The 22,210-nt window shown below is 35.4% G+C and carries 21 protein-coding genes; 19 read left to right on the plus strand and 2 right to left on the minus strand.

Annotation, left to right across the window (positions count from 1 at the left end):
- Nucleotides 1–38: 38 nt before the first annotated feature.
- The 18 genes from QNI15_RS27530 to QNI15_RS27615 all read left to right on the plus strand — a co-directional run bounded on the left by QNI15_RS27530 (nt 39) and on the right by QNI15_RS27615 (nt 19,426).
- Nucleotides 39–923, plus strand: coding sequence for an ABC transporter permease (locus tag QNI15_RS27530; protein WP_314034842.1), 885 nt, complete (start codon nt 39–41; stop codon nt 921–923).
- A 29-nt stretch (nt 924–952) separates the two neighbouring features.
- Nucleotides 953–2,242, plus strand: a complete 1,290-nt coding sequence (locus QNI15_RS27535; protein WP_314034843.1) for an ABC transporter ATP-binding protein — start codon at nt 953–955, stop codon at nt 2,240–2,242.
- Complete coding sequence (locus QNI15_RS27540; protein ID WP_314034844.1) at nt 2,239–2,982, plus strand: hypothetical protein; 744 nt, start codon at nt 2,239–2,241, stop codon at nt 2,980–2,982. Before QNI15_RS27535 ends, QNI15_RS27540 begins: the two co-directional genes overlap by 4 nt.
- Nucleotides 2,983–3,050: 68 nt before the next feature.
- Nucleotides 3,051–3,704, plus strand: coding sequence for an FkbM family methyltransferase (locus tag QNI15_RS27545; protein ID WP_314034846.1), 654 nt, complete (start codon nt 3,051–3,053; stop codon nt 3,702–3,704).
- A complete protein-coding gene (locus QNI15_RS27550; protein WP_314034848.1) occupies nt 3,695–4,636 on the plus strand; it encodes a glycosyltransferase in 942 nt (313 codons plus the stop codon). The genes QNI15_RS27545 and QNI15_RS27550 overlap by 10 nt, the downstream gene beginning before the upstream one ends.
- Before the next feature lie 60 nt (nt 4,637–4,696).
- Entirely contained in the window at nt 4,697–5,392 is a 696-nt protein-coding gene (locus tag QNI15_RS27555; RefSeq protein ID WP_314034850.1) for an acyltransferase, read from the plus strand.
- Nucleotide 5,393: 1 nt separating this feature from the next.
- Nucleotides 5,394–6,260, plus strand: coding sequence for a class I SAM-dependent methyltransferase (locus QNI15_RS27560; RefSeq protein WP_314034852.1), 867 nt, complete (start codon nt 5,394–5,396; stop codon nt 6,258–6,260).
- Nucleotides 6,257–7,165 (plus strand): NAD-dependent epimerase/dehydratase family protein, encoded by a 909-nt coding sequence (locus QNI15_RS27565; RefSeq protein WP_314034854.1) that lies wholly within the window; start codon nt 6,257–6,259, stop codon nt 7,163–7,165. Before QNI15_RS27560 ends, QNI15_RS27565 begins: the two co-directional genes overlap by 4 nt.
- Nucleotides 7,144–8,373: a glycosyltransferase gene (locus tag QNI15_RS27570; protein ID WP_313991671.1), complete on the plus strand. Its 1,230-nt coding sequence runs from the start codon at nt 7,144–7,146 to the stop codon at nt 8,371–8,373. Before QNI15_RS27565 ends, QNI15_RS27570 begins: the two co-directional genes overlap by 22 nt.
- Nucleotides 8,374–8,668: 295 nt before the next feature.
- Complete coding sequence (locus QNI15_RS27575) at nt 8,669–9,553, plus strand: glycosyltransferase (RefSeq protein ID WP_314034856.1); 885 nt, start codon at nt 8,669–8,671, stop codon at nt 9,551–9,553.
- 58 nt (nt 9,554–9,611) lie between these two features.
- Entirely contained in the window at nt 9,612–10,559 is a 948-nt protein-coding gene (locus QNI15_RS27580) for a glycosyltransferase (RefSeq protein WP_314034858.1), read from the plus strand.
- A gap of 108 nt (nt 10,560–10,667) precedes the next feature.
- A complete protein-coding gene (locus tag QNI15_RS27585) occupies nt 10,668–11,243 on the plus strand; it encodes an acyltransferase (protein WP_313991663.1) in 576 nt (191 codons plus the stop codon).
- A gap of 176 nt (nt 11,244–11,419) precedes the next feature.
- Nucleotides 11,420–12,463, plus strand: coding sequence for a glycosyltransferase (locus QNI15_RS27590; protein ID WP_314034861.1), 1,044 nt, complete (start codon nt 11,420–11,422; stop codon nt 12,461–12,463).
- A 101-nt stretch (nt 12,464–12,564) separates the two neighbouring features.
- Nucleotides 12,565–13,767, plus strand: a complete 1,203-nt coding sequence (locus QNI15_RS27595) for a glycosyltransferase family 4 protein (RefSeq protein ID WP_314034863.1) — start codon at nt 12,565–12,567, stop codon at nt 13,765–13,767.
- A gap of 57 nt (nt 13,768–13,824) precedes the next feature.
- Entirely contained in the window at nt 13,825–14,976 is a 1,152-nt protein-coding gene (locus QNI15_RS27600; RefSeq protein WP_314034865.1) for a glycosyltransferase family 4 protein, read from the plus strand.
- A gap of 47 nt (nt 14,977–15,023) precedes the next feature.
- Nucleotides 15,024–15,806 carry a glycosyltransferase family 2 protein gene (locus QNI15_RS27605; RefSeq protein ID WP_313992391.1) on the plus strand — a complete coding sequence of 261 codons (783 nt, stop codon included), beginning with the start codon at nt 15,024–15,026 and terminating at the stop codon, nt 15,804–15,806.
- 77 nt (nt 15,807–15,883) lie between these two features.
- On the plus strand, nt 15,884–16,678 hold the full coding sequence (locus QNI15_RS27610; protein WP_313991652.1) for a thymidylate synthase: 795 nt from the start codon (nt 15,884–15,886) through the stop codon (nt 16,676–16,678).
- A gap of 51 nt (nt 16,679–16,729) precedes the next feature.
- Nucleotides 16,730–19,426 (plus strand): DUF3352 domain-containing protein, encoded by a 2,697-nt coding sequence (locus QNI15_RS27615; protein WP_314034866.1) that lies wholly within the window; start codon nt 16,730–16,732, stop codon nt 19,424–19,426.
- A gap of 89 nt (nt 19,427–19,515) precedes the next feature.
- On the opposite strand, the gene QNI15_RS27620 is transcribed toward QNI15_RS27615, so the two are convergent.
- Both QNI15_RS27620 and QNI15_RS27625 read right to left on the minus strand, forming a co-directional pair.
- A complete protein-coding gene (locus QNI15_RS27620; RefSeq protein ID WP_313980903.1) occupies nt 19,516–20,082 on the minus strand; it encodes a 50S ribosomal protein L25/general stress protein Ctc in 567 nt (188 codons plus the stop codon).
- Nucleotides 20,083–20,119: 37 nt separating this feature from the next.
- A complete protein-coding gene (locus QNI15_RS27625; protein ID WP_313991646.1) occupies nt 20,120–21,061 on the minus strand; it encodes a ribose-phosphate pyrophosphokinase in 942 nt (313 codons plus the stop codon).
- 270 nt (nt 21,062–21,331) lie between these two features.
- Between QNI15_RS27625 and nadC the strand changes: the two genes are divergently transcribed.
- Nucleotides 21,332–22,201 carry a carboxylating nicotinate-nucleotide diphosphorylase gene (nadC, locus tag QNI15_RS27630; RefSeq protein ID WP_313991643.1) on the plus strand — a complete coding sequence of 290 codons (870 nt, stop codon included), beginning with the start codon at nt 21,332–21,334 and terminating at the stop codon, nt 22,199–22,201.
- The last annotated feature ends 9 nt before the right edge of the window (nt 22,202–22,210 follow it).

Genomic DNA, 22,210 nt, shown 5'->3' on the forward strand with positions numbered 1-22,210 from the left:
TTGTCGTTCAAATACCCATATAAGTAGTTATCGTGCATATGTCACAAAGTAGTACATCAACCAGTCATTCAGAAGAACCCGAACAGTGGGATATTGAAATAAAAGCTAAACCCAGTGTATGGGATATTGATTTACAAGAGTTGTGGAGATACCGGGATCTATTGGCACAGTTTGTCAGACGTGATTTTGTAGGAGCCTATAAACAAACTGTTTTGGGTCCGTTATGGCACCTAGCAGAACCTCTTGCCACCACATTAACGTATGCCTTTATTTTTGGCTCTATATTCAAGATGTCGACCAATGGCATGCCCCGTATCTTATTTTATCTTCCGGGTATAGCTTTATGGACACTGTTCTCTAATACATTGTTAAGTACCGCATCAACTTTTAATGCCAATGCAGGGATTTTTGGTAAGGTATATTTTCCACGTCTTATTGTTCCTATCAATGTTGCTGTTAACTCCCTAATTGCGTTTGGAATGCAGTTAATACTGTTTATTGTTATAATCATTATTTACCTGATAAAAGGGATAGATATTCGCATTACCTGGTTAATCATTTTTACTCCTTTTCTGGCGCTATTAACAAGTTTAATAGGGCTGGGGTTAGGTATGTTGCTTGCGTCTATTACAAACAAATACAGAGATTTAAGCAAACTTGTGACTGTAAGTATGCGCTTACTGATGTTTGCAACACCTATTATTTACCCATTATCTAAGATACCTGAGAAGTATCATTTGCTTATTGGACTTAACCCTATGACAAGTATCGTAGAATGTTTTCGGTATATCTGGATAGGAGGAAATAGCTCCGCAGTATCTGTTGCAATGATCGTGTATAGTATCTTCATTATGTTTTTAGTGCTTATAGCAGGTGCTCTTGTTTTTAATAAGGCTGAGAAAGTTGCCATGGATATGGTGTAAAGTGTTATTCATTTTTGTTAGTTATAGCAATGTCAGTAGTTGTTAAAGTAGAAAACGTTTCTAAAAAATATCACTTAGGCAAAACAGCGACAAACTCTCTAAAAGGTGATTTTCAGAGATGGTGGGCTCGGAAACAAGGCAAAGAAGATCCTTTCTCTAAAGTCGTTGATGCCTCTCAATTACAAGGTGAAGAGTTTTGGGCATTGAAGGATATCAATTTTGAAGTCAGACAAGGCGAAGCCGTAGGCATTATTGGCAAAAATGGTGCGGGCAAATCTACCTTACTCAAAATTCTCTCTCGGATTACACTTCCTACAACAGGTAGTATCAAAATAAAAGGCCGGATCGCTAGTCTTCTGGAAGTAGGTACAGGATTTAATCCAGATTTGAGCGGTAGAGAAAATGTCTATCTCAATGGTGCAATCTTAGGAATGACTAAGGCAGAAATAAACCAAAAGTTTGATGAGATAGTAGATTTTGCCGGAATTGAAAGATTTATAGATACTCCTGTCAAAAGATATTCTTCAGGGATGTATGTCAGATTGGCATTTGCAGTGGCAGCTCATTTAGAATCAGAAATTTTGATCTTAGATGAAGTATTGGCTGTTGGAGATGCAGAATTTCAGAAAAAGTGTTTGGGCAAGATGGATGATGTTGCACATAAACAGGGACGAACTATTTTATTTGTAAGCCATAATATGTTATCAGTAGAAAGCCTGTGTAATCAAGGTGTCTTATTGAAAAAAGGAAAGGTTATTACAACTGGAGGTATCCGAAAGATCATAGATTATTATAATCAGGAAACCGCGCCTGTAGTTGATAAAGCTCTTGCAGAAAGAGAAGACAGAAACGGATCGGGCATCATCAGATTTCATTCTTTTGAATTACGTAACTGGAACAATAACCCAACAGGGAACTTCATAACTGGAAAAAATGCTAAAATAGTCATCTACTTTAAAAATAATGCAAAGAAAAAATTAAAGAATTTTTTTATAGCGTTGGGTATTAACAATGCTCAAGGACAAAGAATTACAAATCTCAACAGCGAAATTACTGGTAATGTATACTCCGATGTTGCTGAAACTGCACAAATAGTTGAAGTAAATATTGACAGACTTCCTTTTACTCCTGGTAAGTATGAAGTCACTTTGTATTGTACAATAGATGGACAAGTAGCTGATTGGGTTAATAATGCCTTTAGCTTTTATGTAGAACCAGGAGATTTTTATGGAACTGGGAGATTAATACCTGAAAACCAGGGTAATATCCTAATAGAACACAGCTTCAAAATCACAGAAAAATTAGAAGTATTGCAATGAGAAAAAATAAAAGTTTAGCAATTTCACTACTGTCTTCTTTCTTTAAATTATTCAATAAAAGAATAGTTATTTATCCTTTAAATTATAAAGCAAAAGAAGTTCCCCTAAGTTCTCAGATAAAACCGCTGCCAGGCTATATTTCAATCATTGATGAAGATTATGGCCATGCTAAAAGTTTGCAACTTCAACAATGTGTAGATAAAAATACGAATCCTTTACCATGGTTTACGTATCCTGCTATTGAGTATCTCAAACAACTGGACTTATCTCAGAAAACTGTTTTAGAATGGGGGAGTGGTAATTCTTCACTTTTCTTCTCGTCTTTAGCTAAAAAAGTATATAGTATTGAGCACAATGCTGATTGGTATGAAAGGGTGAAAGGTTTTAAGATTGCCAATCAAACAATTGTAAATGCAACAGAAGAACAATATGTGGATGCAATCAAAAAATTTGATACTAAATTTGATATAATTATTGTTGATGGTATTTTGAGGAATGAGTGTGCATCTATCGCACATGATTTTCTGAATTCAGGTGGACTCATCATATTAGACAATTCGGATCGCCATCCTGACATAAGCAAAGATTTGCGAGTAAAAAACCTTATTCAGGTAGATATGCATGGTTTAGGGCCTATTAACAATTATACATGGACTACCTCATTTTTCTTTACAAGGGATTTTAATTTTTTACCTCTGAATGATATCCAACCTGTTATTCCAATTGGTGGTGGGTATTAGATTAAACCTTTTTGAAGTATATGTTGCTTAAAAAGCTAAAAAAGCTACTGTTCCTCTCCAAAGTACCTTTGGATACGAGAAATTCATTTGCATTAAATGAGTTAGATAAAAAGCTATATCCTTATCTTAAATTCAGAAATGGCTTCTATATCGAAGCAGGTGCCAATGATGGTATAACTCAGAGCAATACCTTGTTTTTTGAAAAATATCAAAATTGGAAGGGATTGCTCATCGAACCTATACCTGAAGTATATGAAAGATGCAAGGCTAACCGCCCTAAGGCCATTGTGGAAAACTATGCATTAGTTCCTTTTGACTTTAAAGAATCTTTTATTGAGATGCGGTTTTCAAATCTTATGTCTCTGGTCAAAGGGGCAATGAAAACAGAAGAAGAAGAGTTAAATCATATTGCTAAAGGATGTGATGTTCAACAAGTACACACATATGAGGTTAAGGTTCCTGTTGCTACTTTAAGTAGTTTGCTTGAGAAACATCATATTAAAAAAATAGATTTGCTATCATTGGATGTAGAAGGGTTCGAACTGTCTGTTTTAAAAGGAATTGATATGAAAAAGCATGCTCCTAAATATATTTTGGTAGAAGCTCGCTTTCGGGAGGAAATTGATGCATATCTTTCTTCGTGGTATCTACCTATTGCACAGTTAAGCCATCATGATATATTATACAAAAAGAAATCATTCTGGCAAAACTTATGGAATTAGCTCCCATTATACTTTTTGTCTATAATCGACCTTGGCATACACAGCAAACATTGATTGCATTGGCCCAAAATCATTTGGCATCGGAGTCGATTTTGTATATCTATGCTGATGGACCAAAGAATGATGCTTCACCAGAAGTTCTTGAAAAGATTAAGGAGACAAGAAATGTAATCCGGCAACAACAATGGTGTAAAGAAGTTCATATTGTTGAGAGTGAAGAAAATAAGGGCTTAGCAGACTCTGTGATTCAGGGTGTTACAGAAACAGTAAACAAATATGGTAAGGTTATCGTACTGGAAGATGACCTGATTACTTCACCTTTCTTTCTTCACTATATGAATGAAGGGTTGGAAATGTATCAGTCTGTTTCTAATGTATATGCCATAAATGGGTATATGTTTTCTGTAGATACAGCAGAAATAGATACTTTTTTGTGTCCATTAGCTACCAGTTCGTGGGGATGGGGTACCTGGACAGAGAAATGGAAAGCGTTTGATCGGGATACAACCTATAAAAGCATCATTCAGAAAAATCCATTAATCAGGCAACGATTTAATTTTGCCGATTATGACTATGCGGCAATGCTGGACAATACCAACTCCTGGGCAATCCGATGGTACTACTCCGTTTTTATGCGTAATGGCTTAGGCCTTTTTCCAAGTAAATCATTGGTTAAAAATATAGGAGTAGATGGGAGTGGTGTTCATTCTGATATTGAAACAGATGAAACATTCCCGCAAGAGTTATTTTTAGAGAAAATACCTCTGATTTATAAAGATTCTATCAACATTTACTTTTATGACAAGTTATTAGAAAGATTCTTAGATAATAAAAGAAATGTAGAAGAGGAAGAAACTGCTAAATCCGGAGATAAAGTTGATAATAACATATTCAAATCCCTAATGAAGAAGATAGTTGGCTCTTTTTTATAAATGTCATCCAAATTCTAATTTTACGTTTTAGAGATTATAGAACCTTGATAAGAAAAGGAGATGATACATACATTTACAAGATATATCTTAAGAGGATTATTAAAACATAATCAGGATTTAATCTATAAAATTATCCTAAACCAAAAGGAAGTATCACAAAAAATCATAAATAATAACATCGACTCTATAGAAGAGGCAATAGATAACAATAAAATAGATAAATGTTTAAAACAGGTTACTTTAGCTCCTTCAAGTCGTTTTTACAAACAAGCTACAGTCTTTAACCTACAGAATGATAGAAAAAGAATTATTATTGGAGAGAATACTCATTTAAGAGGTAATTTACAATTATTTGCATATGGAGGATATCTTACAATTGGTAATAATTGTTATATAGGTGAGAATAGTTATATATGGTCTGGGGATAGAATAGATATAGGTAATAATGTGCTTATCTCTCATAATGTAAGTATAATAGATTCAAATTCACATGAGTTAAATCATCTTGAAAGAGCTACAGGTTATTTGACAATTATCAATGAAGGACATCCAAAAGAAAAAGGAAGTATATTAACTGCACCAATAAAGATAAAAGATCACGCTTGGATTAGTTTTAATTCAATCATTTTAAAAGGAGTCACTATTGGAGAAGGAGCTGTAGTAGCAGCTGGTAGTGTGGTTACGAAAGATGTTCCAGACTATGCATTGGTAGCTGGTAATCCGGCAAAAATAATTAAGTACCTGAATCAAAACTAGGATGACTTGGGAAGAAACCATACAATACATACGAACACAGCCAGAATATAAAGAACTGGTAGAAAAAGCATATCTTGAGGAAGATCTCAATCTTAACCTGACTCGTTTCCGACAAAGTGAGGAGTTTATAGAAACACTCCGCTTACTTAGAGAATATGCACCTCAAGGAAAAAAAATACTGGATGTAGGAGCAGGAAACGGAATCTCAAGTATTGCATTCGCATTAGAAGGCTATGAGGTTATGGTGATAGAACCAGACCAAAGTGAAACCGTTGGTGCAGGAGCTATCCGAAAATTAGCAAAGCATCATTCTCTCGCCAACGTAGAAGTACACACTGTATATGGTGAAGGTATTCCATTTAACTCGGAGAGTTTTGATATTGTATATGCACGACAAATGATGCATCATGCCCATAACCTAGATCAGTTTACTGCAGAAGTGTATAGGGTATTGAAGCTGCAGGGCATTTTTATGACGGTAAGAGATCATGTAACCAATACTCCTGCTGAAAAAGAAGCCTTTTTGCAAGCCCATCCCTTACAGAAGTTTTATAATGGTGAAAATGCATTTAGTCTAAGTGAGTATACCACTAGTTTCAAGAAAGCCGGTTTTAAGATTGTAAAGATCCTTACCCACTTTGATTCTGTTATTAATTATTTTCCAATGACTCAGAATGAGTTTAAGGAACATCAGTTAAAATTTAAGAGAGAAAAAATTAAAGCTTTTGTTAAAAAGCTGGGTATATGGAGTAAACTTCCTCTACTTGTAAAGGCATATTCCAAGTATATTTATCGCAAGAATATAATTCCTTTTGACGAGCAACAAATCCCTGGCCGGTTATACTCCTTTTTATCTAAAAAGCAATGAATATACTTATAATAGGAGCTAACGGTTTCATAGGGAGGGCTGCTACTCATTTTTTTTTAGAAAAAGGTTACGATGTTTCAGGCTGTGATATTGCCTATTATCCGGGGCACCCTATTTCTCCTACCGACTTTACAGTTATAGATAGTAACCATCCGGATTTTGGTATTGCCTTCAAAAAGCAACATTTTGATTATTGTATTAATGCCTCTGGAGCTGCTCATGTAGGATTGTCTTTTGCTAACCCATTGGAGGATTATCGGCTTAATGTATACAATGTTTTTAGTATACTTGAGTCCATCAGATTATACAATTCAACATGCAAGTTTGTTAATTTATCCAGTGCAGCTGTTTACGGCGATCCACAATATCTTCCTATTAATGAGTCACATCCTCTCTCGCCTCTTTCTCCCTATGGCTGGCACAAAGTTCAGAGTGAGAATATATGTAGAGAATATGTAGAACTCTTTGGAGCACAAGCCTGTAACCTACGTATTTTTTCTGCATATGGCCCCGGACTACAAAAACAATTATTCTGGGATCTCTACCAGAAAGCACGTAAAAGTACTTCTATCACGTTATTTGGTTCAGGTAAAGAATCAAGGGATTTCATTTATATAGAGGACTTGTTATATGCAATTGAATGTGTGCTTCAGAATGGACAGTTTAAAGGAGAGGCTATTAACATTGCAAACGGGAAAGAAATTACAATAGAAATGGCAGCCTCTATCTTTTATAAGGAATGGAATCCCTCTATTGAGATTAATTTTTCAGGTGAGCATAAACCCGGTGATCCGGTTAACTGGTGTGCAGATATAACCAGGCTTATATCCATGGACTATAAGCAACAAGTTTCCTTTGAATCAGGTATTAAACACTATATAGAATGGCTAAAAGAAAGAAAGTAAGTATTATTTTTTCTGATGATCTTAATGCATGGACGGGGGGACTGTATTACAATATAAATTTAATTCAGGCATTAAAAACTCTTCCTGATCGAAAAAAGCCTTACATAGTTATTTTTTCAGATGAAAAGACATATGAGCTCATCATTTCTTTAGAATATCCTTATATAACTCATGCATCTTCTTTAAGATTCTGGAGCGGTGATCCAAAATACAGTTTCTCTGAAAAAGTAATTAATAAGCTAAGCTTTACTGTATTGGGTAAAGCTCTTATAAAAAAGCCAAAACAAGAGCCCAAGCCTACTACAGAGGATCTGGGTAAGTTATTTCCTCTTAGGTCTGACAAAATATATATTCCTTTTCATGACAATACCTATACCAAAGAGCATTTCTTTTTAGTACCAGCTGATTTCTTTTCCATGGTACCCAAAATTTATTGGATACCAGATTTTCAAGAACATTATCTTCCTCAGTTTTTTTCAGCAGAAGACATTGAAATTCGGAAGAAGAATCAAAATGCCATTGCTCAGTCTGGTTCAATGGTTGTGTTTAGCAGTAAAGATGCATTAAAGGATTTTCATAGCTTTTTTCCGCATTCAAAGAACAAAACACATGTCATTAACTTTGCAGTATCACATGAGGATTATTCAGGGTTAAATATTGATGTATTACGCCAAAAGTATAATCTGGATACTCATTATTTTTTCTCGCCTAATCAGTTCTGGGCTCATAAGAATCATATTATTGTTTTGAAAGCAATCCGGGTTTTGCTTGAAAAAGGACTGAATAATTTTATTGTTGCTTTTTCTGGAAAGGAAAGTGATTACAGAAATCCTGACTATTTTCAAAGTCTTAAAGATTATGTTAAAACAAATGGATTAGAAAAGAATGTTAGATTTTTGGGCTTTCTAGATCGTAAAGAACAGTTAAAATTAATGCAGAATGCCATTGCAGTTGTGCAGCCTTCTTTGTTTGAAGGATGGAGTACAGTTGTCGAAGATGCTAAGGCGATGAATCAATACCTGATTGCTTCAGATATAGATGTACATAAAGAACAGCTTGATCGCAATGCAGTTTTCTTTAATCCACAAAACGAAAATGAATTGGCAGAGAAATTGATTATGTTTTTAGAAACGCCTCCTCAAAAACAAAATGTGGATTATAGCAAGAATATTCGCAAATTTGCAGAAGATCTGATAAAGATATTATAACTAATTAGCACTCATCACAACTATTGAACAATAGATTATCGTATGAAATGAAAGCTAAATCTTAGCATAAAATTCGTTTTAGAAAATGCAAAAGAGCCGAAAGTAAGTCAAATCTATCTTACACCTATTGGATCTGCCCAATCAAAGCTATAAAGTAATAGTGCGCTCTCAACAGGAGTTTTACTTGATAGTATAGGATTGCGAAACATCTTACAGCTATTTATACTAACAAAACTAACTATTTCTAATACATTCGTATATTATTCAAGCATGCTTGAATATAAACATTTTTACCATGTTGACCACAAGTAACGATCCTTCTGCTTTTCCTAAAATTTCAGTCATTACACCTAGCTATAATCAGGGGCAGTATATAGAAGAAACTATTCAATCAGTTCTTGGACAGTATTATCCTAACCTGGAGTATATTATTCTAGATGCAGGCAGTACAGATAATACGGTTTCTATCATAAAAAAATATGAGTCTCAAATTTCATACTGGCATAGCAAAAAAGATAATGGACAGGCATCTGCTATAAACGAAGGGCTCAACATGGCAACTGGAGATATTCTCTGCTGGCTTAATTCAGATGATATGTTTATGCCAGGTACTTTACATTTTATTGCCAAGCAACTCAATATTAATAAAAAGGAATTAGTATTTGGTAATTGTTGCCATATGACTGAAAATACGCATACTATGATCGGAAGTGATGTAGTATTATGGGCAAGGTATAGAGATCTGAAGTGTTATGATTATATTATCCAGCCATCAAGCTTTTGGACACGTAAGCTTTGGGAGGCGACAGGGCCGTTAAATGAATCATTGCATTATGTATTGGATTGGGATTGGTATATACGAGCACAAAAAGCATCTGATAAGTTTACTGCAGTAGAAAGATATCTTTCTATTTACAGAATACATCCATTACATAAGACAGGCTCCAAAGATACAAGACGCTATGAAGAATTTAAATGGATATATAAAACCTATCTGAATGAAAAGATAGTTCAATATTTTATAAGTTTAGTGGAAAATAAATCCTTAAATCGTTTAACCAAGAAATTGATAAATAAGAAACGAGTTCTCTGGTACAAACGTTTCGTAACCCTTACGAGAAGAGGAATGCCTAATAACCAGCTAAGAGATATTGCAGAAGTAGTTCGCTATAATTTCTAATGAAATAGGCTCCGATTTATTCAAACACTTGAAAACATACTATTTAATGACATAGTCCTTGGAAAACATTAAAACCATAACGATTATAACACCATCCTTCAATCAGGGACAATTCATATCAGAAACTATTGAGTCTATTCTAAAACAAACAGGTGATTTCTATATTGATTATATAATTATAGATGGCGGATCATCTGATTCAACAATGGATCAGGTAAAGAAATATGAGTTGATTCTCAAGGAAAACTGTGTAATAAAGGAATATAATGGACTTAACTTTTACATTTCTTCAACGGATTCTGAATTTAACAAATGTAAAGGTATTAGCTATCGATGGAAAAGTGAATCTGACACTGGCCAAGCCAATGCTATCAATAAAGGATTCCAAATGGCCAAAGGAGACATTGTTGCATGGTTGAACTCTGACGATGTTTATGTAGATTCATTGTGTATTGAGAAGGTTTTTATGTTTTTTAGAAATACACCGGATGCATGCTTTATCTATGCGAAAGGGTATCGCACAGATAAAAACCTTAAGATTATGCATGAAGAAAGCTATGTAACACAATATCAAGTCAATGATCTGAGAGAGATTGACTATATACTTCAACCTTCAGCCTTCTGGAAAACAGAGATCCTAAAAACGGTAGGCCTACTTGATGAGCACCTACATTATGTATTTGACTGGGATTATTGGATTAGATGCAGTGAAAAATACCAGCTTTATTTTATGGATGAGTTCATCTCTTTTAACAGAATATATTCTTCTAATAAGAGCAGTAAAGGAGATCAAAAACGTATAGAAGAAATAGTATCGTTTCTTATTAAACATAATTCTTTCACACAAAGATCTTTCGAAGTCTATATTCATGAACATTATACATCCATCATTAACTCTCTCACCTATAAAAATGATTTTTTACAAAAAAGTATTGACAAACTGACCAATAACTGGATGATCAGATTTTACATTAGACTGAGGAGGAAAGTAAATAGTTTATTTTAGGTTACTTGTAGTATTAATCAACTATTTCTAGTCTGTATGAATATCAAGAGAATCCAAGAAGTATACAAGATATGTAAACAATCAGAATCTAATTTTATACTGGTTTTCTTGAAATATATATACTATTGGGTAAATGAGAGAAATATTATATCCCATCAGAGTGCTACTATTAGAGGCTGGAAGAATATTTCAACACATGGTCTTCTTAAAATAGGTGTCGACTACATAGGTTTTACTCATAACAAAGATGTAACTTTTCTCAATATATATGGAAAGATTATAACGTTTGATAACGTTTCAATTGGTAGAGGATGTAGGTTTGACATAGGAGGCAAGGCAATTGTAAAGATTGGAAAGGGAACATATATAAATCCATTTACAAAAGTGATTATTATGCATGGACTGGAAATTGGTGAATATTGTGCTATATCATGGGATTGTCAATTTCTTGATGAAGATTTTCATGAAATCCAATATGAAGGAAAGAAGTCTTCAGATTCTAATATAATACATATTGGAAATAAGGTCTGGATAGGATCAAATGTGGCTATTTACAAAGGAACAACTATTCCCAATGGTTGTGTAGTTGCATCTAATTCGGTTGTGAAAACAAAGTTTGAGGAGGAAAATGTATTGATTGCAGGGAATCCGGCAAAAATTATCAAACGAAATATTTACTGGTAAAAGAAAGAACACCTTATATTCAAGGTTTATTTTAAGTATGACTTATTTGAATACATTACTCTACGTTTACATAACAACCCCAAAAGAAGTACCTCACTTGTGAGGTAGCTTAAGCTTGCTACTAAGAAAGTTAGATATAGATAGCAATCACTCTAAAACAAATTTTTTATCTTGTCATGCCTCTTCCTCCTAAAGTATCTATTATTTTACCTAACTTAAACAGTTATCCTTTTATCAGTGAACGCATAGAGACCATTTTACACCAAACTCTAGCAGAATGGGAATGTATTGTTATTGATGGATATTCTAATGATGGCTCCTGGGAGTTACTAACAGAAGTTGCAAGCAAAGACACAAGATTTCATCTCTATCAGTTTCCTCCTAAAGGACCCTATGATGCATGGAATAAAGGAATTGATAAATCAACAGGCGAATATATTTACATTGCTACCAGCGATGATACAATGGTCTCGCAATGTATTGAGCAAATGGTGTCTGCACTTGACAAACATCAGGTATGTGATATTGCTCATTGTAATCTAAGAGTGATAGACGAACAAGGTGAAGCATCTTCATTATTAGACTGGGACGATGTCCCAATTTATTTCGATGGTCTTATTCAGACAAATCAGTCCAATATACGATATGCACCCTATGATGGCTTGGTACATTGTGCAGAAGGAGGTGTTTATATGTCAATTACTCAACTATTAATCCGTAAACGTTTATTTGAAAAGATCGGACTGTTCTTAACAAATTATGGATCAATTGCTGATTTTGAGTGGACAATGAGAGCTTCTCTTCTCTATCATACAATTCATATCCCCAAGTATCTGGCAACTTGGCGCATTCATCCCAAACAAGCGACATCGTTTGCATCTTTACAGACAATAGAACATCAACGCAGAATTTGTAAATTAATTGATATTGCATTTGCAAAAGCTTTGCAAATTAATCCCAATACGTTAAAAGGAATAGATATTAATAAGTTTAGAGTAGGAAAGCAACTAGGTGTACTTGAAAACGACTGGCGCAAAGCAAAAACTAAACGAGCCAAAATCCTGGTGCTTCTGGAATGGTACAAGAAAAATTCTTACTTGGTTAAGCTTTTCATCAAGAGAATGATTAAAAAGGATTATAAACCTATTCATCCTATTCAATACATAAAACAACAGATTAGCTTTTATCATCTGGAGCATAATGTTACAATAGTAGAATAATATATTTATCCAGGGAGATCACTAATTGATAGCATAAAATAAAACCATACTTTATGATAGGAGGCGAAAAAAGAATTTTAATTATATATCCATACAATTTTTTGAAACGACAGAGTGGAGTTGATACAAGATATTATGAACTAATTGCTTATCTGAAAAACAGAGGTTTCAGTATTGATCTCTGCTGTAGTCAGATACAAATCACCTCAACAGATAAAGAAGAACTCGAAGCAAGTTCCTTTATTGATAATGTATTTATTCTTGACTTTAGCGAAAAAGGGAGGAAAAAAGGAAAAGAGACAAAGAACGGAAGGAAAGACAGTTTCAGAAGCAATCTTATCGTTCGATCATTGATGTTTCTTTCCAGAAAACTGGCAACTTTAGCCAACAAGATATCACCTCAGCTACCCCCTCAGCAGAAATATGCATACGAGAATCTGCCCAACATGGTCAGTCAGGAAATGAAAGACCAGTTTTTGCAGATTCTTTCATCAAAGAATTATAACTATCTTCTAATAAGTTATGTATACTGGGCAAATCTGGTACTTGATATTCCTCTTACTAATATTACTACACTTTTGGGTATTGAAGACTCGGCAACATTACAGGCATTTTATCTAAGTAATGGTAATATTAGGATCGGAAATCTTTTAGAAGAGGAAATAAGGCGTGTGAACTTATTTGACAAAGTGCTTTGTATTTCTGATGACGAACGCATATTTTTCTCCCAGTTTACAACTAAGCCTGCATTCTTTTACATTCCACAATTTTTTCACAAACGTTCTCTTCTTTCAACAACAGAGCTTTATTCGTATGATATACTCTTTATAGGAAGTGATAACATTCATAATCAAAAAAGCATAAGTTGGTTTTTTGATTATGTTTACCCTCTTCTAAATCCACAATATCAGCTATTAATAGTAGGGAATATTACCAGCTATATAGGTGATTATCCTAATGTAACAAAGATTAAATTTGCAGATAATCTTGATTTCATATATGAAAAAGTAAAGTTATCCATTTGCCCCATGTTACAGGGAACTGGTATGAAAATAAAAGTAGTGGAAGCACTATCTTACGAAAAGCCAGTTGTATGTACTAGTAAAGGTGTAGATGGGTTTAATCAAAAGAGAAATAATGGTTGCATTGTTACAGACCTTCCAGAGGAATTTGCTCAAGCCATTACAAATCTTCTGACAAATGAAGCTTTTTATCATGAACAAAAATCAACCGCAAAATATTTTTTTGAGGATAACTTTGAATATAAAGCTGTTGGAAAAGTACTTGATTCTGTATTCAAATAAGATACAGGAAAACAGAGTTAAATAATATTTCACTAATACAAAGCAACCTTAAATACCATGAGAGTATTATTTGACCACCAGATTTTTGAAATGCAGCGAGTTGGAGGTATATCAAGATATTTTTTTGAGCTTATAACAGAGTTGTCTACCTTAGGTATAGAATGGCAATTGCCTATTGAGTATTCAGAAAACCAATATTTAAGATCATTATCTACAGAAATAAAAAAATTTCCTCCAGAAATTCGTGACTTCTTACCCGATTTAAAATTCAGAGGCAAAAAGTATTTATATAAACTAAAAGAGAAGGTAAATCCAACACCCGATTTTAAGTCAGTAAATAAGCAAAAAACAATAAAAGCATTAAAAGAGGGCAATTTTGATGTCTTCCATCCTACTTATTATGACGATTATTTTCTGGAATATCTGAATGGAAAGCCTTTTGTACTAACAGTACACGATTTTACACATGAATTATATCCAGAGTTCTTTCTCAAAGATCCATACATGGTAAAAAAGAAAGTTCTTTTAGAAAACGCCGCCCATATTATAGCCATATCACATACAACCAAAACAGATGCTATTAATTTCTATAATGTCCCTGCAGAAAAAATAACCGTTTGTTACCATGGTAATTCACTTACAGGCATACCTAAACCTATAGATATCCCTACCAGATATTTTTTATATGTTGGAGGGAGAGACACATACAAAAACTTTTATTTCTTCTTACGAGCAATCTTACCAATAGTGAACCAGGATAATACGATCAAGATTTTGTGTACTGGAAAACCTTTTTCATTAGCAGAGAAGAAATATTTTACAGATTTAGGCATTAATGAAAGGCTAGTTCATATAGCAGTAAATGATGCAGAATTATCTTTTCTGTATCAGAATGCCATTGCTTTTGTATATCCTTCTTTGTATGAAGGATTTGGAATTCCCATATTAGAAGCATTTCAATATGGCTGTCCTGTTATTGCCTCTAATACTAGCTCACTTAAAGAAATAGGAGGTGATGCAGTTGCATACTTTTCACCTAAAGATCAAGTCTCTTTACAAATTACCATATCATCACTATTATCAGACTTATCATTCCGTCAGCAATTAGTTGCTCAGGGCTATGAGAGAGTTAAACAGTTTTCATGGAGAGACACAGCTATTACTACTAAAAATGCATATACTATTGCATTAAGGGCTAGTATATCTTAAAGCCTCTCAATTTTAGTTTTCTCAAATTATTTATAATTGTGTCTTTAATGAATCCACCTCTCTTAAGCATTATTACACCTGTTTTCAACAGCAAAGAGTTTATTCACTTATGTATTCAGAATGTTGTACAGCAGAACTGTTCAAGCTTAGAACATATCATTGTGGATGGAGGAAGTACAGATGGAACTGTTGAGATAATAAGAGATCTTGCAAAGGAATATTCACATATTCGTTGGATATCTGAGAAAGACAAAGGTCAGTCAGATGCGATGAATAAAGGTATTGAATTAGCAAATGGAAGTGTTATTGGTTTTTTAAATGCGGATGATTACTATGAACCGGAAGTATTGAATCGTGTTTGTGAGTTATTCCAAACTCTTCCAAAAAATTCTTTTGCTGTTGCAAATTGTCGTATATGGCAAACCGAAGACTCTTTTCATCTGAATGAGCCCAAGGATTTAAGGTTTATTTCTTTGGTCAAAAAGAAAAGCGTTCATCCATATAATCCAGTAGCTTATTTTTATCATAAAGCATTGCATAAAAAAGCTGGTTTATATGATATCAATGACCACTACTCAATGGATATTGACTTCATTCTCAGAGTTGTCAGAAAAGCACACTGCTATTATTTTAATGAAATATGGGGCAATATGCGTTTCCTGCCAGGCTCAAAAACGTTTGAAGATAATCAACAAGGACAAGCCATTAAAAGATTAAAGGATGTATTAAAAAAACATTGGGATCTGGCGCCATTTTGGATCAAGTGGAAATACAATATTACTCCTTATATTCATAAACTTACGGGGAACTTATTCCATGAGCGTGAATAAAGGGATTTAAGATTCATCTCTTGTAAAAAATCCAGCTTTCGGCTACCTTCGTTGTCAGAATTTTACTCTCGTTTTTTATGCAACAGTATCATGATTTGATGCGTCATATTTTGGAGCATGGCGCCCGTAAGGAAGATCGTACCGGCACAGGTACATTGAGTGTTTTTGGTTATCAAATGCGGTTTGATCTGAATGAGGGATTTCCTTTGGTGACAACCAAAAAAGTTCATATGAAGTCTGTGGTCTATGAATTGCTGTGGTTTCTAAAAGGTGATACCAATATTAAATATCTAAAAGATAATGGAGTGAGTATCTGGGATGAATGGGCAGATGCCAATGGAGAGTTAGGACCTGTATATGGAAAACAATGGCGTAGCTGGGAAGCTGCAGAGGGCAAAGTAATTGACCAAATCTCAGATGTTATAGCACAGATTAAGAAGAATCCTGATTCACGACGTCTGATTGTAAGCGCATGGAATGTTGGCGAGATTAGCCAGATGGCATTGATGCCATGTCATGCCCTATTCCAGTTTTATGTAGCCAATGGAAAGTTGTCTTGTCAGCTATACCAACGCAGTGCTGATGTGTTTCTGGGAGTTCCTTTTAATATCGCTTCTTATGCTTTGCTTACCCATATGATTGCCCAGGTTTGTAATCTGCAAGTAGGTGACTTTATCTGGACAGGTGGGGATACTCATTTGTATCTGAATCATTTAGAACAGGTAGAGCTACAGCTATCCCGAGATATCCGACCTTTACCTACACTAAAGATCAATCCGGATGTGAAAGATATCTTTGCCTTTAACTATGAAGATATTATTGTTGAAAACTATAATCCACATCCTGGTATAAAGGCTCCAGTAGCAGTATAAAAAGATTCTTTTTAGCACACTCACAGTCTGCATTTATAAAACAAACCATTCTTGACCAGAAAATATCTTCTTGCTATAGCAGGCATTGTCATTGTGGGAATTGTTGGATTTGGAGCTTACCAATGGTGGCTTAGTCGTCAACTTTCTCCTGCATGGGTTGCAGTGCCTATACATTCGCTACTCGTTGTTGAAGCAGATAATCCTTTGAATGTGGTTTCAGACTGGAAGAAAAATGATATAGGGCAGCAAATACAATCGCTTCCCTATTTTCAAACACTTCTTTCCCGTTTGAATATACTGCAGAAATATCCGGAAAGTAAAGACATTCTTCTAAAGAAGAAGATTCTTATGTCGTTACATGTAACAACCCGTAACGATTTTGATTACGTTTTTTATATTCCCTTAAGTGAACGGGAAAAAGAAAGTACACAAAAACTAATCCAGCAATTTCGTTCTAACACTGGCTTTCGGACAGATACAAGGACTTTTGGTGACTATCAGATCACAGACATTACCGATCAATCTTCCCGGCAATCATTTTCTTTTATTTTTACAGATGACTTATTGATTGGTAGTTACACTTCTTTTCTGGTAGAAGATGTGATACGTAAACTCAATGAAGGAACTGTTAATAGGGATACACAATGGAATAACTGGAACAAGGTTGCGTCAGTATCTAAAGGTCCATTACAGGTATATGTAAATCTATCTGTCACACCAAGGTTAGTACAGCTATTTACCAACTATTCATCAGATGCAGGTTTCCTCTCTACATTGGGTCTGTTTGCAAACCTGGAGTTGACTCAGGATAAAAATAGTATTCACTTAAAAGGAAATACTCATCTCAATCCGAAAAGTAATCAAATCAATTATTTAACAATGTTTCAGGAGCAGGAAGCTCAACCTGTGTCCTGTTTGTCCATGATTCCCAATCAAACAGCGATACTGTATCACTGGACTTTTAGCAAGCCTCAGCTTTATTTTAAGAAACACTACCAATACGATTCCTTGTATCATTCTATCTCTCGTCCCAGGTATTTTTCGTGGATAGCAAATGAAATGGCATTAGCCATTGTGGAGACAACAGGGAGTCAACCAGATCGTCTCCTTTGTGTACGAACTAATGATGTATCCAATGCCGCTAAACAACTTAGAGAGGTTGCGATACAATATGATGAGGGGAATGAAAAATCTTCTTATCAGGAAAAATACAAAGGTGCGGCTATTCATCAAATATATAAACCGGAATTTCCTTCAAGTGTATTTGGCAATGAAGTTAATGGCTTCCCTCAATGCTTTTATACCATTATTAACCAGTATGTTGTATTTGGCAACTCTGTACAAAGCCTTAAAAACTTACTAGATATACGAGAAACCGGAGACGTGTGGAGTCAGTCTGCAATCAAACGCAATTTATTTAAAAGTGAACATTCAGCATATTTCACTATTCAGATAGATGTAAGCCATGCATGGTCATTATTTTACCAAAAGGCAGCTCCTCACTGGCAGCAGATTATGCAACAATACAGCAGTTCACTAAAAGATTTCGAACATCTGACAATGGGGTTTTATAGTGAACACAGTAATACCTTTGAAACAGAAATAACAGCACATTATCGCAGTAAGCCTATTGCGTCATCTGTCGCCAATACATTCTTTGTTTCCTGGAAAACGACAGCTGACACCCTACTTAGAATGTCACCAATATTGGTGCGCAGTCACATAAACCACAGTAGGGAAGTAATAGTACAAGATGCAGCAAACCGAATGTATCTTGTTAATCAATCGGGTCAAATCTTGTGGCGTAAATGGATGGATAGTCCGATACAATCGGAAATCTATCAGATTGATTATCTTAAAAATAATAAACTGCAATATCTGTTTACTACAAATCACCAATTGCATATATTGGATCGTAATGGATCGCCAGTAGCTCCATTCCCAATAAAAATACCTGCCACCACCAATCTCCATACGTTATCTATGGTAGACTATGATGGAAATAAAGAGTATAGGTTTCTGGTATCTGACATGTTAGGGAACCTGTACATGTATAATAAAGCAGGAGCTATTTTAGAAGGGTGGAACCCGCTTCATACAGGATATCGATTAGAGTGTACACCTCAGCATGTACGCATTCAGGACAAAGACTATTTTGTGATTTTGCAAGCCAATGGAAAACTCACGTTGCTTAATCGCCGTGGACAAGTCTATCCGGGCTTCCCTGTAGACCTTAAAGCGCGTACAGAAAGTCGTTTTTTAGTGGAAACAGGATTATCCCCCGAGCAAACCCATATTGTTATTGTTACCAAAGAAGGAGAGATTATTTATACAGACTTTACCGGTAAAATCACAACACGTAAGCAATTATATCATACATCAGGCAACAATGTATTTCGTATGTGTCTAGAACCCAAGCATAAGGACTGGGTTATTGCCAGACTTGAAAATCGCACTATTGCTATTCTGGATAAAGAAGGACAGTCACTTTTTGAAACAGCAGCGAATCTCTCAGATAACAATGAAGTTCAGTATTATAACTTTGGAGCAGGTTTACGCATTGTAGCTATAACTAACCCTGTTGCTAAAAGTACCACACTTTATACTATTACAGGAAGTGTTATCGGAAAAACACCTATTCATAGCAGTAGCCCTATTGCAGCTGTGTATGTAGATGCATATGATAAGTTATTAGTCTATCATACTATTGATAGGCAGATCGAGGTATTATCGGCAAAAATCAAATAATGTCGAAAAGTACTTCTTTAACAGAAGTAGCTATTAGAAACAAAAAAGCTTCCTGTACAAGGAAGCTTTTTTGTTTGAGCGAATATATATTATTCAGCACCTTTTCCACGAAGACCTCTTGGGATCTCGATGGAAGCAACCGGGTTAGAAGGAGAATTCAGAATAACAAAGTTTTCTGCTTTTACGTCGCCAACTTTGATAGACTTACCTAGATCCAGTCCTGATACATCTACAGTTACATAGTCAGGCATATCTTTAGGTAGTGCGCTAACAGTAAGTTTACGTAGTTTTGAAATCAGTTTCCCCCCTTTCGTCACACCTACCGCTGTTCCTTGTAAATGAACTGGAATATTCATTTTTACAGGTTTATTTTCATCCAACTCCAGAAAATCAACGTGTAAGATCATTTCATTTACTGGGTGAAACTGTGCATCCTGTACAATCGCTTTGTAATGTGTTCCTTCAATGTTCAGATCTACCTGATGAACTTCTGGAGTATACAACAGGTCACGGAAAAGAATCATTGGAACGGAAAAGTGAACTTGCTGCTTTCCACCATATAGTACACAAGGTACCTGGCTCAATGTGCGCAGCTCTTTCGCTGTTTTCTTTCCGAGATTTGCTCTGTTATACCCTATAACCTCGATTGTTTTCATAAAATAAATTGATTAAGTGAAATAAATAAAATATAAACTATACTTGTAAAAATAAAGTACTAATTGACTCATGATCATGTACATTACGAATAGCTTTTGCAAAAAGCTCAGCTACAGTAAGGACTTTGATCTTTGGAGATTCCTGCTTCAGTGGAATAGTATCTGTTACAACCAATTCTTCCAGTACAGAATTATTGATCGTTTCATAGGCGCTTCCAGACAAAATAGGGTGTGTGGTAATAGCACGCACAGACTTTGCACCTTTTTCCATGATAATCTTAGCTGCTTTGGTAATAGTACCTGCTGTATCTACCAGATCATCAATCAAAACAACGTTTGCCCCTTCTACATCCCCAATAATCTGCATCGAAGCAATTTCATTGGCCCGCTTCCGGTGTTTATCACAAACCACAATATCGGCACCAAAATACTTGGCAAATGCTCTTGCCCGGCTCACTCCACCTACATCTGGTGAAGCAATAATCAAGTTATCAAGCTTTAGACTTCTGAAATAAGGAACAAAAACAGCAGATCCATCCAGGTGATCGACAGGAACATCAAAGAATCCCTGAATCTGACCCGCATGGAGATCACATGCCATAAGCCGGCTTGCTCCAGCTGCCGAGAGAAGGTTTGCGACCAGTTTGGCAGCAATGGCAACTCTGGGCTTATCTTTCCTATCCTGACGTGCATACCCAAAATACGGAACTACTACGGTTACATATTTTGCTGAAGCACGTTTAGCCGCATCAATCATCAGAAGTAACTCCATCAGATTGTCTGCAGGTGGAAATGTTGACTGAATCAGAAACACATCACATCCTCTTACTGATTCTTCGAAATAAGGCGACATTTCGCCATCGCTGAATTGCTGTAAAGTAACGGTTCCCAAAGGCTTCCCGTAATAATACGCAATCTTCTCTGCCAGATATCGCGATGCGGTACCCGAAAATAACTTGACTGAATAAGACGATGCCATAATAAAAGGAAGGCGTAGGTAGCAGAAGCTTTGAAAATTGAGGGGGCAAAATTATAGGTTTCGTTACAAGGAAACAAATGAAATGCTTAAAATTTCATACAAGCTATCCCGTTTTCTTCCTAAAAGGTAGTATTTTCAATCATAAAAGAAATATGGTATGTTGTAACAACATTTTATCCGTTGAAAAATGTAGTTTTCGGCATCATTCAGACCATTCCTAAAAAATGCATTTATCCTGCTCTGGATAGACGCAACAACCAGTATTTATCTATGGCTCTAAACTTTCGCCCTACTTATCTCAATACTCAATCTATTGATACATTCATTCAGACTGCTCTTCACGAAGATATCGGAGATGGAGACCACTCTACACTAGCAGCAGTTCCGGCTGATGCTCAGCGTCAGGCCAGACTCATTATTAAAGATACAGGTATGATGGCAGGAATGGAACTGGCGTCTTACATTTTTCATGCAGTTGATCCTACACTCCAGGTAACAACCCTGATTGAAGATGGCTCTATGATAAAATATGGAGACATTGGACTTACTGTTACAGGCAAGGCTCAGTCTATTCTGCAGGCAGAGAGACTTGTCTTAAACTGTATGCAACGTATGAGTGGCATTGCTACCTATACACATCAATTAGTACAATTGATTTCGCATACCAAAGCCAAACTCCTGGATACCCGAAAAACAACGCCGAACTTCCGGCTTATGGAAAAATGGGCTGTAGCTATTGGAGGTGGCTTAAACCACAGGTTTGGCCTATTTGATATGATTATCTTGAAAGATAATCATATCGATTATGCGGGAGGAGTAACTCAAGCTATACAGGCAACCCATCAATACTTGAAAGAGAAAGGAAAAAAACTCAATATTGTTGTGGAAACCCGCAATCTAAAGGAAGTAGAAGAGGTATTGCAAATCGGTGACATAACCCGAATCATGCTAGACAATATGCCTCCGGATCGCATGCGGGAAGCCATTACTTTAATTGATGGGCGCTTTCCAACAGAAGCCTCTGGCGGGATTACGGAAGAGACAATCGCAGCCGTGGCAGAAAGTGGAGTAGACTATATATCTGTAGGTGCGCTGACACACTCTGTTAAAAGTCTGGATATCAGTTTGAAAGCCTTCTAAATAAAAAGC

Origin of the sequence: Xanthocytophaga flava, from assembly GCF_030068545.1 — a bacterium.
Lineage (GTDB): Bacteria > Bacteroidota > Bacteroidia > Cytophagales > 172606-1 > Xanthocytophaga > Xanthocytophaga flava.

Bases quoted from the DNA above. Each gene is read 5' to 3' on its own strand.
- QNI15_RS27575 (WP_314034856.1), top strand. From the start codon at position 8,669: ATGTTGACCACAAGTAACGATCCTTCTGCTTTTCCTAAAATTTCAGTC.
- QNI15_RS27560 (WP_314034852.1), top strand. From the start codon at position 5,394: ATGACTTGGGAAGAAACCATACAATACATACGAACACAGCCAGAATAT.
- QNI15_RS27620 (WP_313980903.1), bottom strand. From the start codon at position 20,082: ATGAAAACAATCGAGGTTATAGGGTATAACAGAGCAAATCTCGGAAAG.
- QNI15_RS27605 (WP_313992391.1), top strand. From the start codon at position 15,024: ATGAATCCACCTCTCTTAAGCATTATTACACCTGTTTTCAACAGCAAA.
- QNI15_RS27570 (WP_313991671.1), top strand. From the start codon at position 7,144: ATGGCTAAAAGAAAGAAAGTAAGTATTATTTTTTCTGATGATCTTAAT.
- QNI15_RS27530 (WP_314034842.1), top strand. From the start codon at position 39: ATGTCACAAAGTAGTACATCAACCAGTCATTCAGAAGAACCCGAACAG.
- QNI15_RS27590 (WP_314034861.1), top strand. From the start codon at position 11,420: ATGCCTCTTCCTCCTAAAGTATCTATTATTTTACCTAACTTAAACAGT.
- QNI15_RS27610 (WP_313991652.1), top strand. From the start codon at position 15,884: ATGCAACAGTATCATGATTTGATGCGTCATATTTTGGAGCATGGCGCC.
- QNI15_RS27600 (WP_314034865.1), top strand. From the start codon at position 13,825: ATGAGAGTATTATTTGACCACCAGATTTTTGAAATGCAGCGAGTTGGA.
- QNI15_RS27555 (WP_314034850.1), top strand. From the start codon at position 4,697: ATGATACATACATTTACAAGATATATCTTAAGAGGATTATTAAAACAT.
- QNI15_RS27535 (WP_314034843.1), top strand. From the start codon at position 953: ATGTCAGTAGTTGTTAAAGTAGAAAACGTTTCTAAAAAATATCACTTA.
- QNI15_RS27565 (WP_314034854.1), top strand. From the start codon at position 6,257: ATGAATATACTTATAATAGGAGCTAACGGTTTCATAGGGAGGGCTGCT.
- QNI15_RS27540 (WP_314034844.1), top strand. From the start codon at position 2,239: ATGAGAAAAAATAAAAGTTTAGCAATTTCACTACTGTCTTCTTTCTTT.
- nadC (WP_313991643.1), top strand. From the start codon at position 21,332: ATGGCTCTAAACTTTCGCCCTACTTATCTCAATACTCAATCTATTGAT.
- QNI15_RS27550 (WP_314034848.1), top strand. From the start codon at position 3,695: ATGGAATTAGCTCCCATTATACTTTTTGTCTATAATCGACCTTGGCAT.
- QNI15_RS27625 (WP_313991646.1), bottom strand. From the start codon at position 21,061: ATGGCATCGTCTTATTCAGTCAAGTTATTTTCGGGTACCGCATCGCGA.